Raw genomic sequence first — 14,571 nt, 5'->3', positions numbered from 1 at the left:
GGCGGTACCCGCGGCGGCGGCCGCTGATGTCAACGTCCTCGGTTCGACCCCTACCGGTCGGTACGGACCTCCTCTACTCTCCCCATTGCGCCAGTGTTCACTGGCATGGTTCCGGTTCCGGGGTGACGTTCCCGGTGAGGCATGGAGGCACAGGCATGGCCGAACGCGAACATGTGAGGGTCGCGGTGGTCGGGTCCGGGTTCGGCGGGCTGGGGGCCGCCGTACGGCTGCGGCGCGAGGGCGTCACCGACTTCGTCGTCCTGGAGCGGGCCGACAGCGTCGGCGGCACCTGGCGGGACAACACCTACCCGGGGTGCGCGTGCGACGTGCCGTCCCATCTGTACTCGTTCTCCTTCGCGCCCCATCCCGACTGGCCGCGCACCTTCTCCGGGCAGGAGCACATCCGCGCCTACCTGGAGCACGTCACGGACGTCTTCCGGCTGCGCCCCCACATCCGCTTCGGCTCGGAGGTGAAGCGGATGACCTGGAACGGCGAGCGGCTGTGCTGGGACATCGAGACCAGCAGCGGGAGTCTCTCGGCCGACTTCGTCGTCTCCGCCACCGGGCCGCTGTCCGACCCCAGGATCCCCGACATCCCGGGGCTGGACTCCTTCCCCGGGAAGGTCTTCCACTCCGCCCGCTGGGACCACGACTACGACCTGCGCGGCAAGCGCGTCGCCATGGTCGGCACCGGCGCCTCCGCCATCCAGATCGTGCCGGCCGTCCAGCCCGAGGTCGAGCGGCTCACGCTCTTCCAGCGCACCCCGCCCTGGGTCATGCCCCGCGTCGACCGCGCCATCAGCGGCGCCGAGCGCGCCCTGCACCGGGCCCTGCCCGTCACCGCGCAGCTGCGGCGCGGGCTGCTGTGGGGCATTCGGGAGTTGCAGGTGCAGGCCTTCACCAAGCACCCCGACCAGCTGGGCTTCATCGAGCAGTTGGCCAAGCGGAACATGGGCCGCTCCATCAAGGACCCGGCCCTGCGTGCCAAGCTGACCCCGGACTACCGCATCGGCTGCAAGCGGATCCTGCTGAGCAGCGAGTACTACCCGGCGCTCGCCCAGCCCAATGTGGACGTCGTCGCCAGCGGGCTGAGCGAGATCCGCGGCTCTACCGTCGTGGCGGCCGACGGGAGCGAGGCCGAGGTCGACGCGATCGTCTTCGGTACGGGGTTCCACGTCACCGACATGCCCATCGCCGAGCGGGTGGTGGGTGCGGACGGCAAGACCCTCGCCGAGGCGTGGAAGGGCGGGATGGAGGCGCTGCGCGGCGCGTCCGCCGCCGGGTTCCCGAACTGGATGACCATCATCGGGCCCAACACGGGGCTCGGGAACTCCTCCATGATCCTGATGATCGAGTCCCAGCTGAACTACATGGCCGACTTCGTCCACCAGTTGAACGTACTGGGCGGCCGCGTGGCTCTCGACGCCCGGCCGAGCGCCGTGGCCGCCTGGAACCGGCGGGTGCAGGAGCGGATGAAGCGGACGGTGTGGAACACGGGCGGCTGCACCAGCTGGTACCTGGACGCCAACGGCCGTAACGCGACCATCTGGCCCGGTACGACATCGGAGTTCCGGCGGGTCACACGGCGGGTGGATCTCGCCGAGTACGTCGTCGTCCGGGCCTGCGCCGGCGAGAGCACCGAAGGCGAAGCGAGCAACGAGAGCGCGGAGGTGACCGCGTGAGCCGGCTGATGAACGTCGCCTCGGGGCCCTACGCCCCGCCCGCCCCCGCCCGTGAGCTGACGGCCATATCCGCCGACGGCGCCCGGCTGCACGTCGAGATACACGGTCCCGTGGACGACACCGCCGCGCCCGCCGTCGTCCTCGCGCACGGCTGGACCTGCTCGACCGCCTTCTGGGCGGCGCAGATCCGGGAGCTCGCCGCCGACCACCGGGTCATCGCCTACGACCAGCGCGGCCACGGACGCAGCCCGGCGAGCCCCGCCTGCAGCACCGACGCCCTCGCCGACGACCTCGAAGCCGTCCTGAAGGCGACCCTCGCACCCGGCGAGAAGGCGGTGATAGCCGGGCACTCCATGGGCGGCATGACGGTGATGGCCGCTGCCACGCGCCCGGGGTTCCGGGAGCATGCCGGTGCCGTCCTGCTGTGCAGCACCGGCTCCTCGCGGCTGGTAGCCGAGTCCACGGTCGTACCCATGCGTCCGGGGCGGCTGCGGACCTGGCTGACCAAGCACGTCCTCGGGTCGCGGGCGCCGCTCGGGCCGGTCACGCCGATCGCCCGGGCGATCCTCAAGTACGCGACGATGGGCCCCGGTTCGGCCCCGCACATGGTCGAGGCGTGCGCGCGGATCGTGCACGCGTGCCCGCGCAAGGTGCGGTACGCCTGGTCGAACGTGCTCGACCTGCTCGATCTCGACCACGGCGTACGGGAGTTGGCGGTGCCGACCGCGGTCGTCGTCGGTACGGCCGACCGTCTGACCCCGCCGGTGCACGCGCGCTCGCTGGCAGCCGCGCTGCCGCACTGTCTCGGCGTCACCGAGCTGCCCGGCCTCGGGCACATGACGCCGGTCGAGGCGCCCGAGCTGGTGACCGGGAAGATACGGGAACTCGTCACGACGTACACGCAGGACCGGACGCATCAGCAGGCCGACACGTACACGCAGGTGAAGGAGGGCGCATGAGCAGGGTGAGCCTGGAAGGTCAGGTCGCCGTCGTCACGGGGGCGGCTCGGGGCGTCGGTGAGCTGCTCGCCCGCAAGCTCTCCGCACGCGGTGCGAAGGTGGCGCTCGTCGGGCTGGAGCCGGACGCCCTCAAGCAGGTCTGCGAACGGCTGCACAGCGACAGCGACCACTGGTACGCCGATGTCACCGACCACGAGGCGATGGCCCGGGTGGCGCGGGAGGTCAAGGAGCGGTTCGGGAAGGTCGACATCGTCGTCGCCAACGCCGGGGTCGCGACCGGCGGGCCGTTCGTCGACTCCGATCCCGAGGCGTGGCGGCGGGTCATCGAGGTCAACCTCATCGGGTCGGCGGTGACCGCGCGGGCGTTTCTGCCGGTGCTGACGGAGAGCCGGGGGTATCTGCTGCAGATAGCCTCGCTCGCGGCGATCACTCCGGCGCCGATGATGACCGCGTACTGCGCGTCCAAGTCGGGTGTGGAGGCGTACGCGCACAGTCTGCGGGCCGAAGTCGGCCACCAGGGCGTACGGGTGGGGGTCGGGTATCTGTCCTGGACCGACACCGACATGGTGCGCGGGGCCGATCAGGACGACGTCATGCGGGAGTTGAGGAAGCGGCTGCCCTGGCCGTCCAACAAGACCTATCCGCTGGGGCCGGCGGTCGAGCGGATCGTCGCCGGGATCGAACGGCGGTCCAGTCATGTGTACGGGCAGTGGTGGCTGCGCGGGATGCAGGGCGTGCGCGGGTATCTGCCGGGGATCATCGGCACTGTGGGCCAGCGGGAGATGAAACGCTTCGCCGGGCGGCTGGAGGGGATGCGTACCGGGCTGGTCGGGGCGGGGGGCGCCGCCGATGAGCAGGAGAGAACTACGCGGCGTAACTGATCGAGATGCGGGGGGTTATCGCCCGTGTGAATCTGGTCGAGGCCCCACCGAGGGGCCAATCCCCCCCCCACTCACTACGGGAGTGAACCCACATGGGTATGAAGGACCAGTTCCAGGAGAAGTCCGAACAGATGCAGCAGCAGGCCCGTCAGAAGGCCCAGCAGGCCAAGGAGCAGGCGCAGCAGCGTGGGCGCCAGCGGCCGCAGCGGGACGAGGAGTCGGAGCGGACTCGGCGTGAGGAAGAGGACCGCCTGAACCAGGACTACGACGCGTAGCCGCTGCGCTCGGCTTTGGCCGTTGACGCGGGGCGCCCCCTGATTGGGGGGTGCCCCGCGTTTTGGCTTGTGTTGGGGTGCGTTGTCGGGTGCGGGTCTGTGGGGGCTGGTCGCGCAGTTCCCCGCGCCCCTGGGTGGGTTGAGTTGCCGTGTCTTGATACGGCCCCGCGCCTCTCAAGAGTTGCGCTCCGTGCCTCTCAAGAGTTGCGCCCCGTGCTCCTCAAGAGTTGCGCCCTGCGACCCTTGAGAGTTGCGCCCTGCGACCCTTGAGAGCCCTCACGAGCGTGGTGGCAGTTTGGGGCGGGAGCGGTCTGGGGCGTGGGTGTAATCCGGGGGTGTCGCGGGCGGGTTGGTCTCCAGTAGCTCCAGGGCCAGTTCCACCGCGTCGGTCAGTTGGGCGTGGCGGCCCTCTGCCCAGTCCAGGGGGGTGCGGAGGATTTCCACGTCCGGGGTTACGCCCTTGTTCTCGATGGACCAGCCGTAGGCGTCGAACCAGGCCGCGTTCATCGGGACCGTGATCACCGTGCCGTCGCCCAGGCGGTGGCGGCCGGTCATGCCGACGACTCCGCCCCAGGTGCGCTGGCCGACGACCGGGCCCAGCTTGAGGAGTTTGAAGGCGGCCGTGATCATGTCGCCGTCCGAGGACGTCGCTTCGTCGGCCAGGGCGACCACCGGGCCCCTCGGGGCGTTGGACGCGTACGACACCGGCTGGGCGTTGCGGGTGAGGTCCCAGCCGAGGATCGTGCGGGTCAGCTTCTCCACGACCAGTTCGCTGATGTGGCCGCCCGCGTTGCCGCGTACGTCGACGATCAGGGCGGGGCGTGACATCTCCATCCGCAGGTCCCGGTTGAACTGGGCCCAGCCCGAGCCGCCCATGTCCGGGATGTGCAGGTAGCCGCAGCGGCCGCCGCTCAACTCCCGTACGACGTCGCGGCGTTTGGCGACCCAGTCCTGGTAGCGGAGCGGGCGCTCGTCGACGAGGGGGACCACCGCCACCCGCCGTGCCCGGCCCGCCTCACCCTCTGCCGGGGTGAACGTCAGCTCGACCGTGGTGCCGCCGGAGCCGGCCAGGAGGGGGTAGGGGCCCGCGGTCGGGTCCACCGGGCGGCCGTCGACGTGGGTGAGTACCGCGCCTTCCCGGATGCCGGTGCCCGCCAGCGGGGAGCGGGCCTTGGAGTCGGAGGATTCGCCGGGGAGGATGCGCTTGACCATCCAGCCCTCGTCCCTGCGGACGAAGTTGGCGCCCAGCAGGCCCTGCCAGCGCTGGTAGTGGGCCGGGCCCTCATTGCGGCGGGCGGCGGTGACGTACGCGTGCGAGGTGCCCAGTTCGCCCAGTACCTCGCGCAGGAGGTCGGCGAACTCGTCGGGGGAGGCGACGCGTTCGACCAGGGGGCGGTACTGGTCGAGGACCGCGTCCCAGTCGATGCCGCACATCTCCGGCTCCCAGAAGTACGCCCGGATCAGCCGGCCCGCCTCCGCGTACGACTGCCTCCACTCCGCCGTCGGGTCCACCTCGTGCAGGATGCGGCGCAGGTCGATCCACACCGTCGTGTCGCTGTCGCCGGTGTCGGACGCGGGCACCCCCCGCAGTTCGCCTTCGTCGACCAGGACCAGGCGGGACCCGTCGCCGCTCACCGCGAACCAGTCCAGATGGTCGACGAGTTCGGCCTTCTTCGCCTTGCTGATGTTGAAGTGTTCGAGGGTCGGCCGCCCGGTCATGTCGTCCGGGTTGGCGAAGGTCTCGCCCAGCGCGCCCGAGATCGGCCAGCGCAGCCAGACCAGTCCGCCGCCCGAGACCGGGTGCAGCGCGGAGTACTTGGAGGCGGTGACCGGGAAGGGGGTGACCCTGCTCTCCAGGCCCTCCACCTCGACGGTCGTCGTACCGGCGTCCCCGCCCTCCTCGTCCTCCACCGGGTCCAGGCCACCGGCGGCCGGCCGGCCCTCGGGGTTCAGGGCGAAGGGGGAGGGGGTCGCGGAGGACAGGGGCACCAGGTAGGGGCGGCAGCCCAGCGGGAAGGACAGGTCGCCGGTGTGGACGTCGTACACCGGGTCGAAGCCCCGCCAGGAGAGGAAGGCCAGGTACCGGCCGTCCCGGGTGAACACCGGGTTCTCGTCCTCGAAGCGGCCGTTGGTGACGTCGACGATTCCACGGGCCCCTTCCCCGGCTCCGGAGATCCGGGCCAGCTTGATCTGGCGCAGGGAGCGGCCGATCCCGGGATGCGACCAGGTCAGCCAGGCCCCGTCCGGGGAGAAGGCCAGGTCCCGTACCGGGCCGTTGACCGAGCGGATCAGCTCCGTGACCTCGCCGTTGGAGTCCTCGGTCACGTCGGTCAGGAGCAGCCGGCCGTCGTGCGAGGCGATCGCGAGGCGCTCGCCCTTCGGGTCGGCGACCATCTCCAGGACCCGGCCCAGCTCGCCGGAGGCCAGCCGGCGCGGCTCGCGGTCGCCCGTGGCGCGCGGCAGGTACGCGATCTCGATGGCGTCCTCGCCCTCCGCGTCCGTCACATACGCGACCTGGCCGACCGAGCCGAGCATCTCCGGAAGCCGGACCCGTACGCCCGGGGTGTCGGTCATCGTGCGGGCCGGGCCGTCCCGGTGGGTCAGCCAGTAGAGGCTGCCGCGGACGACCACGGCGCTCGCGCGGCCCGTCTCGTCCACGGAGATGCCGTCGATGTGCTGGGCTGCGGGCACCTGGTACCTGCGGCGTCCCGCGCGCGGCCCGCTCAGCCGTACGTCGAGGCGGCGCGGCTCGCAGTCCGCGGCGAGGTCGTCCACGATCCACAGGTCGCCCGCGCACTGGTACACCACCCGGGTGCCGTCACTTGAGGCGTGCCGGGCGTAGAAGGCGTCGTGGTCGGTGTGGCGGCGCAGGTCGGAGCCGTCGTGGGCGCAGGAGTAGAGGTTGCCGACGCCCTCGTGGTCGCAGAGGAAGGCGATGCGGCCGCCGACGAACATGGGGGAGTGGAGGTGGCCGCCGATGTCCGGGAGCAGGCGCTCGCCGTGCAGCCAGAGTCGGCCCGTGGCCCCGCCCCGGTAGCGCTTCCAGGCGGCCGGTTCGTGGGGCGGGGTGCCCGTCAGGAGCAGGGTCTTGCGCTCGCCGTCGAGGTCGGCGACCTGGATGTCGGAGCACGGTCCCCAGGGGAGTTTGCGGCCGGGGTCGCCGCCGAGGCTGAGCTTGTAGGCCCAGGTGAAGTGGGAGAAGGGCTCGCCGTGGGAGGCGACGGCGAGGATGATGCCGTCGGGTGTCCAGCCGCAGACCTGGGTGTCCGCCGACCCCCAGTGGGTGAGCTGGGTGCCCGGGCCGCCGTCCACCGGGACCAGGTGGATCTCGGGGACCAGACTGCGCCAGCTCGTGTACGCGATGTGCCGGCCGTCGGGGGAGAAGCGGGGGTGGCCGATCTTGGTGCGGTCCACGGTGAGTCGCCAGGCGCGGCCCGGGCCGTCGAGGGGGGCCAGCCACAGGTCGTCCTCGGCCACGAAGCACAGCAGATCGCCGCTCAGATGCGGTAGGCGCAGGTAGCTCACCTCCCCATGCTTTTCCTGTGGACGTACCTGGGCAACTCGTGACACAGGGGCAGGCGTGACTCAGGACGCGAACGAAACCGTTTCGTTTCGATGAGAGATGGGGTACCTTTCTTGGTGTACGAAACCGTGTCGTTCGGAGTGGGAAGGTGAGAACGGTGACCGAGGCCGCAACCGCGCGTCGCAGCCGCATCACCCCGGAGCGCGAGGCCGAGTTGTACGAGGCCGTGCTCGACCTGCTCCGGGAGGTCGGCTACGACGCCCTCACCATGGACGCCGTGGCGGCCCGCACCCGGTCCAGCAAGGCGACGCTCTACCGCCAGTGGGGTGGCAAGCCGGAGCTGGTGGCGAAGGCGGTCCGGCACAGCAAGCCGGGCGGCATCGGCCTCGGCGACATCGACACCGGATCGCTGAAGGGTGACCTGCACGCTCTCACCATGCGCTCGGACGACTGCGAGATGGAGCAGAACTCCGCCCTGATGCGGGGTCTGGCCATGGCCGTGCACAGCAACCCGGACCTCCTGCGGGCGTTCCGGGAGCACCTCATCGATCCGGAGATGGCGGAGTTCCGTCGCGTGGTGCAGCGGGCGATCGACCGGGGCGAGGTCCGTGCGGACAACCCGGCGATCGACTACATGATGCACATGATGATGGGCGGGTTCGCCGCCCGCACGATGCTCGACGAGCTGCCGCCGACCCAGGCCTTCCTCATCTCGTACATCGACGCCGTGGTCCTCCCCGCCCTCGGCGTTCCGAGCGACTGACCCCTTTCCCCTTTCCCCAGCAAGCCCTCCACCTGACGTATCCGCTCACGTCGTCGGGCTGATCACCCCTGCTCAAGTACCGACCCCACGACCTGACCGGGAGACGCCTCCGTGGCCACGTTCCTGTACAAACTCGGCCGACTCGCCTTCAGGCGACGGCACTTCGTCGTCCTCATATGGGTGGCGCTGCTCGCCGTCGCGGGTGTCGGCGCGGCCAGCGCACCCAGCGCCGGATCCACCTCCTTCTCCATCCCCGGCACCGAGGCGCAGAAGGCCTTCGACCTGCTGGAGCAGCGCTTCCCGGGCAGCAGCGCGGACGGAGCGACCGCCCGCGTCGTATTCCAGGCGCCGAGCGGCGAGAAGATGACCGATGCCGGCAACAAGGCGACCGTCGAGGAGACCGTCAAGGAGCTGTCCAACGGCTCCGAGGTCGTCTCCGTCGCCGACCCGTACACGGCGAACGCCGTCAGCCGGGACGGCACGGTCGCGTACGCCTCGGTGTCCTACAAGGTCGCCGGCCCGGAGCTTCAGGACAGCACCCGGGACGCCCTGGACGAGGCCGCGCAGGACGCGCGGGACGCGGGGCTGACCGTCGAGGTCGGCGGTGACGCGCTCCAGACGGTCGCGGAGGCCGGGGCCGGCGAGATCGTCGGCATCGCCATCGCCGCGATCGTCCTCGTCATCACCCTGGGCTCGCTGGTCGCGGCCGGGCTGCCGCTGCTGACCGCGATGATCGGCGTGGGTATCGGCGTCTCCGTCATCACCGCCCTCGCCAGCACCCTGGAGCTGGGCTCGACCACGTCCACCCTGGCGGTGATGATCGGCCTCGCCGTCGGCATCGACTACGCCCTGTTCATCGTCTCCCGCTACCGGGGTGAGCTGGCCGAGGGCCGTGATCGCGAGGAGGCGGTCGGACGGGCCACCGGCACGGCGGGTTCCGCGGTGGTCTTCGCCGGCCTGACGGTCGTGATCGCCTTGGCCGGCCTCTCGGTCGTCAAGGTCCCGATGCTGACCAAGATGGGCCTCGCGGCGGCGGGCACGGTCGTCATCGCCGTCCTGATCGCCCTGACCATGATCCCGGCGCTGCTCGGCTACGCGGGCCGGAAGGTCCAGCCGACGGGTGAGAAGAGCAAGCTGTTCGGCCGCCGGAAGGCACCGAAGAGCCCGCAGACGGCGGCCAAGCCCAACATGGGCACCCGCTGGGCGAGCTTCGTCGTCCGCCGTCCCGTCGCCGTCCTGCTCCTCGGCGTGGTCGGCCTGGGCGCCCTCGCGGCCCCGGTCACCTCGATGGAACTGGGTCTGCCCGACGACGGCACACAGCCGACGTCCACCACGCAGCGCCGCGCCTACGACATCCTGTCGGAGGGCTTCGGCCCCGGTTTCAACGGCCCGTTGATGATCGTGGGCGACGCCAGGGCGAGCGACGACCCGCAGGCCGCCGCCACGACGGTGGCCGACAGGATCAAGGGCCTGGACGACGTCGCGGCGGTGACCCCGGCGCAACTCAACAAGGCCGGGGACACCTTCGTCATCACCGTCATCCCGGACTCCAAGCCCGCCTCGACGCAGACAGAGGACCTGGTCCACGTCATCCGTGACACCGGTGCCGGCATCAAGGCCGACACGGACGCGGAGGTGCTCGTCACCGGCCAGACGGCCATGAACATCGACTTCTCGCAGCGGATGAACGACGCGCTGATCCCCTACCTGGGTCTCGTCGTCGGCCTGGCCTTCCTCCTGCTGATCCTGGTCTTCCGCTCGATCCTGGTCCCCCTCAAGGCGGCCCTCGGCTTCCTGTTGAGCGTGCTCGCCGCGCTGGGCGCCGTCGTCGCGGTCTTCCAGTGGGGCTGGCTGTCCGGCCTGCTGGGCGTCGAGGAGACCGGACCGATCATGTCGATGATGCCGATCTTCATGATCGGCGTGGTCTTCGGGCTGGCCATGGACTACGAGGTGTTCCTCGTGACGCGGATGCGCGAGGCGTACGTCCACGGCGAGAAGCCGAGCCAGGCGGTGGTGACCGGCTTCAAGTACGGCGCCAGGGTGGTCACGGCGGCCGCGGTGATCATGATGGCGGTGTTCGCGGGCTTCATCAGCTCCAGCGAGTCCATGGTCAAGATGATCGGCTTCGGCCTGGCGATCGCGGTCTTCTTCGACGCCTTCATCGTGCGGATGGCCATCGTCCCGGCGGTCCTGTCCCTGCTCGGCAAGAAGGCCTGGTGGCTCCCGAAGTGGCTCGACCGCGCCCTGCCGAACGTGGACGTGGAGGGCGAGGGGCTGCGCACGGACGCCGAATCGAAGAAGGACGAGGACCCGGACGGGGACCGCGCGCTGGCACGCGTCTGAACGGCCGCCGTTGAAGTACGACCATTGAAGTAGCTGCCGGCGGTGAGGGCTCCGTGGGGACGGGGTGCCCTCACCGGCTTTTATTTCCTTGCGCGGTGTCAGCCGACGGCCATCCTGAACTTCCAGAAAGCGAGCAGAGAAGAAGGAGCCATGGCCAAGGGACGCGTCACCGTCTGTGTACCACCCTGCGACCCGGAGGACCCCGATTCGCTGCGCCGGGCGATCGGACGGGCCCTGGCTCCGTACGACTACAACCGTGAGGACATCCCCCATCCGGACTGGGTGGGGGAGTGGGACTACTGGTTCATCTCGGGCGCCGGGTGTGCGTTCGCCGTCCTTCCCGGGCACGAGGACGACCCCCGCCTCGTACGGCACGACGAGTGGAAGCCAGCCGAGGAGCTGCCCTGGTCACGGTGCCACGGCGGACCACGCGGGCTACTCGATCTTGACACCGACCGGGCGGAGGTGGCCCGGGAGGCCGCACGCCGGTGGGACGACTGGCGGCGGTTCGAGGCCCGCCACACCGGTCCGGAGGCAGTGCTGCGGGCCATCGCCGAGGACGAGGAGTTGAGGGAGCGGTTCCCCCACGACCCCTACAACTCGTTCGGCCGGGACCGGGAGGCGTACATCGCGGAACGCGCAGCCGACGTGCTTCCCACCACGGCGCTGCTCACCCTGGACGGCCGCTGGGTCGAGTACGGCGGACCCGACTACCGGGAGTGGTTCAACACCTACCTGGACGCACTGCCGGCGGACACGATGGTCGTGCGAGTGCTGTACCACGCCTGACCTCGGCCCACACCGTCTTGCGCGGATAAGGCCCCGCCGCCGCACCCCACCGGTCGGCCAGCGCCTCCACGAGGAGCAGGCCCCTGCCTGTGGGTGTGCCTTGGGGGAGGAGGTCGCCGCGGGTGTCCGTGACCTCGATGCGGAGGGTGTCGGCGACGACGTAGAGGGTCAGGCGGAAGTCGCGTCCCGCTACGCGGCCGTGGGTGGCCGCGTTGTTGGCCAGTTCGGCGACGATGTGCTCCGCCGGGTCCAACGGGATCCCCCAGCTGCGGAGTTGCTCCCTGGCGAGGAGTCGGGCGAGGCGGGCGCCGCGGGGCGTGGGGGACAGCAGGACGCTGAAGTTGCGGGCAGTCATCTCGCGGTTCATGTCACTCAGGGTGGCGTGATCGGCTTCCCTGGGTGAGTGATCGCTCCGGTGCGTAGCGGGACTGTCCCGACTTTGTCTCGTGCTGTCTCGGCTGTCTCGGGGGTTGTACGGGTACGAGTGCGCGTCGGAGGTGGGTGACTGTGAACGACCAGGTGGACGAGGCCGGTTGGGATGTCGAGCCGGGGGATGAGATCGAGCCGGTGGTCCAGGCGGTGGGGCGACTGCTGAAGGTGTGCCGGGAGTCGGCGGGGATGCGGGCGGCCGAGCTCGGGGAGGTCATGGGCTACGGCGAGGACATGGTCCGCAAGATGGAGCGGGGGCAGCGGATTCCCCGGCCGGAGTTCCTGGACAGAGCGGACGACGTCCTGCGGGCGCAGGGCCATCTCAAGGCGTTCAAGCGGGACATGGAGCAGGCCCGGTACCCGAAGAAGGTGCGGGAGCTGGCGGACTTGGAGGGGCGTGCGGTTGAGCTGTTGATGTACGGCAACCACAACCTGCACAGCTTGTTGCAGACCGAGGAGTACATGCAGGCGCTGCTCGCGACATGGCGCCCGGCCTACTCACCCGACCAGCTTGAGCGAATGGTGGCGGGGCGCATGGCCCGCAAGTCCATCTTCGACCGGTCCCCTGCGCCGGAACTCAGCTTTGTCCAGGAAGAGGTCACGCTGCGCCGCCCGATCGGGGACACAATGGTGTTGCGCCGACAGCTCGAACACCTGCTGGAGGTGGCCCAGTTGCCGTTCGTGGAGCTTCAGGTGATGCCGACCTCCCGCGCGAACCACCCCGGGACGGGGGGCCGGATTCAGGTGCTGAAGTTCGGCGACGGAACCGGAGTCGGGCGCACCGACGGCGACTTCGGCGGCCGTCCAGTCTCCAATCCGAGGCAGCTCCGGCTTCTTGACCTGCGGTATGGCATTATCCGGGCTCAGGCGCTCACGCCAGGGGAGTCTCTGGCCTTCATCGAGCAAGCGCTGGGAGAACTATGAGCACCCCGGAACTCCACTGGTTCAAGAGCAGCTACAGCGACAGCAGCAACGGCAACGACTGCGTCGAGGTCGCCACCACCCCCGCCACCATCCACATCCGTGACTCCAAGACCCCCGGCGCCCCTCACCTCACCGTCGCCCCGGGCACCTGGAATTCATTCGTGGGCCACGTATCCGACCGCTAGCCTGCGGAGCATGACCCGTTTCGACGAGGCCCTGCGTGAGCTCGGCCTGACCGACCTCCACACCCGTATCCGCCGCTTCCCGGACGAGACCCGTACCGCCGCCGAGGCCGCCGCGGCCATCGGGTGTGAGCTGAGCCAGATCTGCAAGTCACTCATCTTCGCCGCCGACGGGGTGCCGGTGCTGGTGCTCATGGACGGGGCGTCCCGGGTGGACGTGGAGCTGGTCCGCAAGGAACTCGGCGCCGAGCAGGTCACGCGGGCCAGGGCCGATGTCGTACGGGAGACCACCGGCTACGCCATCGGGGGCGTACCGCCCTTCGGGCACCGTACGAAGACGCGGGTGCTCGCCGATCGGTCGCTGCTCGACCACGACGTCGTGTGGGCCGCCGCAGGGAACCCGCATGCCGTCTTCCCCATGGCACCCAAGGACCTTGTCACCCACGCCGGCGCCACCCTGGTGGACGTGCGCGAGCAGACGCAGACGCAGACTTCGTGACCCCGCTGGTCACCACCGCCGTCCTGTTGGCGGCCGTCACGCACGCCAGTTGGAACGCCATCGCCCACAAGATCACCGACAAGCTGGTCGCGTTCACGCTCATCACGGGCGGCGGGGTGCTGATCGGCGCGGCCATCGTGCCGTTCGCGGCGTTCCCGGCGGCGGGGGCGTGGCCGTATCTCCTCGCCTCGGCCGTCGTCCACATCGTCTACTTCGCGCTGCTCATGAAGTCCTTCCGGCTCGGCGACTTCGGGCAGGCCTACCCCATCGCGCGCGGCACCGCGCCGCTCGTCGTCGCCGTGCTCGCCGCCCTCGTCGCGCACGAGGTGCCGGACGGGTGGGCGGCGGCCGGGATCGCCTGCTCCTGCGCGGGACTTACCGGCGTCGCGCTGTGGGGTCTGCGTGGGCGCCGGCCCGACTGGGCGGCGATCGGCGCGGCGTTGGCGACGGGGCTGAGCATCGCGGCGTACACCGTCCTCGACGGGCTGGGCGTACGGGCCTCCGGGTCGTCCGTCGGCTACATCGCCTGGCTGATGACGGTCCAGGGCCTCGCCGTTCCGGCGTATGCCGTCTGGCGCCGGCGCGGGGAGACGGTCGCCGTGCTGCGGCCGTTCGCGGGGGTGGGGCTGCTGGGTGCCGCGATGTCCTTCGCCGCGTACGCGCTGGTCCTGTGGGCGCAGACGAAGGCGGAGTTGGCGCCGATCGCGGCCCTGCGGGAGTCCTCGATCATCGTGGGGGCGGCCATCGGGGCCGTCTTCTTCAAGGAGCGGTTCGGAGCGCCCCGGATTGCGGCGGCGGCTCTGCTGGTCGTGGGCATCGGGATGATGCTGCACGCCAGTTAGACCAGGCGGCCGGCTGTTCGCCGGCCGCCTGTGACCTCTGGCTGTGCCTCCTGGCGGTGCCAGGAGGGCTCGGCTAGAACGCGCTGTTGCTGCAGCCCATCTTCGAGCCGAGGCTGGTGGCCTGGCTGCCCTCGTTGCCTTCGCCGTTGAGGGCGCCGCCCAGCGCGCCGTTGAGCACGCCGACCACACCGAGGATGTCGATGTTCAGGTCGTGGGACTTGCACGAGGTGCTCTGCTGGATTTTGAAGTCGTTGCCGCCGCGGCCCTTGCCGTCGGCGTGGGCGGTTCCGGCGGCCGCGAGGCCGACGGTGCTGAGCGCGGCGACCAGAACGGCGGCCTTGCGAAGCTTGTGCATGTCATCTCCGGTGGAGTGAGGTGGATGCGCTGTGTGAAGGATCGGCTCCCTACGGAAAGGAGCGACTCCTTACGATTACGGGAGATTAAGTAGGAAAGACCCCAAATCATCCTGAGGCACGCCGA

General features: G+C 70.3%; 14 protein-coding genes. 11 read left to right on the top strand and 3 right to left on the bottom strand.

Annotated elements, in window-relative coordinates; genetic code table 11:
- Window positions 1-155: 155 nt before the first annotated feature.
- The 4 genes from AB5J49_RS20015 to AB5J49_RS20000 all read left to right on the top strand — a co-directional run bounded on the left by AB5J49_RS20015 (window position 156) and on the right by AB5J49_RS20000 (window position 3,797).
- A complete protein-coding gene (locus AB5J49_RS20015) occupies window positions 156-1,682 on the top strand; it encodes a flavin-containing monooxygenase (protein WP_369169994.1) in 1,527 nt (508 codons plus the stop codon).
- On the top strand, window positions 1,679-2,641 hold the full coding sequence (locus tag AB5J49_RS20010; RefSeq protein ID WP_369169993.1) for an alpha/beta fold hydrolase: 963 nt from the start codon (window positions 1,679-1,681) through the stop codon (window positions 2,639-2,641). Before AB5J49_RS20015 ends, AB5J49_RS20010 begins: the two co-directional genes overlap by 4 nt.
- The gene (locus AB5J49_RS20005) at window positions 2,638-3,522 is read left to right on the top strand and encodes an SDR family oxidoreductase (RefSeq protein ID WP_369169992.1); all 885 of its coding nucleotides are present in this window, start codon (window positions 2,638-2,640) and stop codon (window positions 3,520-3,522) included. Before AB5J49_RS20010 ends, AB5J49_RS20005 begins: the two co-directional genes overlap by 4 nt.
- A 92-nt stretch (window positions 3,523-3,614) precedes the next feature.
- Window positions 3,615-3,797, top strand: a complete 183-nt coding sequence (locus AB5J49_RS20000; protein ID WP_369169991.1) for a hypothetical protein — start codon at window positions 3,615-3,617, stop codon at window positions 3,795-3,797.
- A 276-nt stretch (window positions 3,798-4,073) separates the two neighbouring features.
- Here AB5J49_RS20000 and AB5J49_RS19995 read toward each other — a convergent pair whose 3' ends face one another.
- Entirely contained in the window at window positions 4,074-7,322 is a 3,249-nt protein-coding gene (locus AB5J49_RS19995) for a S41 family peptidase (RefSeq protein ID WP_369169990.1), read from the bottom strand.
- Window positions 7,323-7,477: 155 nt separating this feature from the next.
- On the opposite strand from AB5J49_RS19995, the gene AB5J49_RS19990 reads away from it, so the two are divergent.
- The 3 genes from AB5J49_RS19990 to AB5J49_RS19980 all read left to right on the top strand — a co-directional run bounded on the left by AB5J49_RS19990 (window position 7,478) and on the right by AB5J49_RS19980 (window position 11,215).
- A complete protein-coding gene (locus AB5J49_RS19990; protein WP_369169989.1) occupies window positions 7,478-8,083 on the top strand; it encodes a TetR/AcrR family transcriptional regulator in 606 nt (201 codons plus the stop codon).
- Between the two features lie 111 nt (window positions 8,084-8,194).
- Entirely contained in the window at window positions 8,195-10,426 is a 2,232-nt protein-coding gene (locus AB5J49_RS19985) for an MMPL family transporter (RefSeq protein WP_369169988.1), read from the top strand.
- Between the two features lie 150 nt (window positions 10,427-10,576).
- The gene (locus tag AB5J49_RS19980; RefSeq protein WP_369169987.1) at window positions 10,577-11,215 is read left to right on the top strand and encodes a hypothetical protein; all 639 of its coding nucleotides are present in this window, start codon (window positions 10,577-10,579) and stop codon (window positions 11,213-11,215) included.
- On the opposite strand, the gene AB5J49_RS19975 is transcribed toward AB5J49_RS19980, so the two are convergent.
- On the bottom strand, window positions 11,151-11,582 hold the full coding sequence (locus tag AB5J49_RS19975; RefSeq protein WP_369169986.1) for an ATP-binding protein: 432 nt from the start codon (window positions 11,580-11,582) through the stop codon (window positions 11,151-11,153). The two genes, AB5J49_RS19980 and AB5J49_RS19975, sit on opposite strands and share 65 nt — an antisense overlap.
- A gap of 140 nt (window positions 11,583-11,722) precedes the next feature.
- Here AB5J49_RS19975 and AB5J49_RS19970 point away from each other — a divergent pair, with 140 nt between their 5' ends.
- From AB5J49_RS19970 to AB5J49_RS19955, 4 genes are read left to right on the top strand one after another with little or no spacing between them, the layout of a single operon-like run.
- On the top strand, window positions 11,723-12,568 hold the full coding sequence (locus AB5J49_RS19970) for a helix-turn-helix domain-containing protein (RefSeq protein WP_369169985.1): 846 nt from the start codon (window positions 11,723-11,725) through the stop codon (window positions 12,566-12,568).
- On the top strand, window positions 12,565-12,753 hold the full coding sequence (locus tag AB5J49_RS19965) for a DUF397 domain-containing protein (protein WP_369169984.1): 189 nt from the start codon (window positions 12,565-12,567) through the stop codon (window positions 12,751-12,753). Before AB5J49_RS19970 ends, AB5J49_RS19965 begins: the two co-directional genes overlap by 4 nt.
- A gap of 10 nt (window positions 12,754-12,763) precedes the next feature.
- A complete protein-coding gene (locus tag AB5J49_RS19960) occupies window positions 12,764-13,249 on the top strand; it encodes a YbaK/EbsC family protein (RefSeq protein ID WP_369169983.1) in 486 nt (161 codons plus the stop codon).
- Window positions 13,246-14,091, top strand: coding sequence for an EamA family transporter (locus tag AB5J49_RS19955; RefSeq protein WP_369169982.1), 846 nt, complete (start codon window positions 13,246-13,248; stop codon window positions 14,089-14,091). Before AB5J49_RS19960 ends, AB5J49_RS19955 begins: the two co-directional genes overlap by 4 nt.
- A gap of 73 nt (window positions 14,092-14,164) precedes the next feature.
- Here the strand turns inward: AB5J49_RS19955 and AB5J49_RS19950 are convergent, their stop codons facing one another.
- Complete coding sequence (locus AB5J49_RS19950; protein WP_369169981.1) at window positions 14,165-14,446, bottom strand: hypothetical protein; 282 nt, start codon at window positions 14,444-14,446, stop codon at window positions 14,165-14,167.
- Window positions 14,447-14,571 lie beyond the last annotated feature (125 nt).

The sequence above is a fragment of the Streptomyces sp. R28 genome (genome assembly GCF_041052385.1).
GTDB lineage: Bacteria > Actinomycetota > Actinomycetes > Streptomycetales > Streptomycetaceae > Streptomyces.
Note: the sequence above shows the minus strand (reverse complement) of the source record. Positions and strands in the feature narration are given on the sequence as shown.

Excerpts from the sequence above, each read along its gene's own strand:
- AB5J49_RS19980 (WP_369169987.1), top strand. The coding sequence starts at position 10,577 with ATGGCCAAGGGACGCGTCACCGTCTGTGTACCACCCTGCGACCCGGAG.
- AB5J49_RS19975 (WP_369169986.1), bottom strand. The coding sequence starts at position 11,582 with ATGAACCGCGAGATGACTGCCCGCAACTTCAGCGTCCTGCTGTCCCCC.
- AB5J49_RS19950 (WP_369169981.1), bottom strand. The coding sequence starts at position 14,446 with ATGCACAAGCTTCGCAAGGCCGCCGTTCTGGTCGCCGCGCTCAGCACC.
- AB5J49_RS20015 (WP_369169994.1), top strand. The coding sequence starts at position 156 with ATGGCCGAACGCGAACATGTGAGGGTCGCGGTGGTCGGGTCCGGGTTC.
- AB5J49_RS19965 (WP_369169984.1), top strand. The coding sequence starts at position 12,565 with ATGAGCACCCCGGAACTCCACTGGTTCAAGAGCAGCTACAGCGACAGC.
- AB5J49_RS20005 (WP_369169992.1), top strand. The coding sequence starts at position 2,638 with ATGAGCAGGGTGAGCCTGGAAGGTCAGGTCGCCGTCGTCACGGGGGCG.
- AB5J49_RS19960 (WP_369169983.1), top strand. The coding sequence starts at position 12,764 with ATGACCCGTTTCGACGAGGCCCTGCGTGAGCTCGGCCTGACCGACCTC.
- AB5J49_RS20000 (WP_369169991.1), top strand. The coding sequence starts at position 3,615 with ATGGGTATGAAGGACCAGTTCCAGGAGAAGTCCGAACAGATGCAGCAG.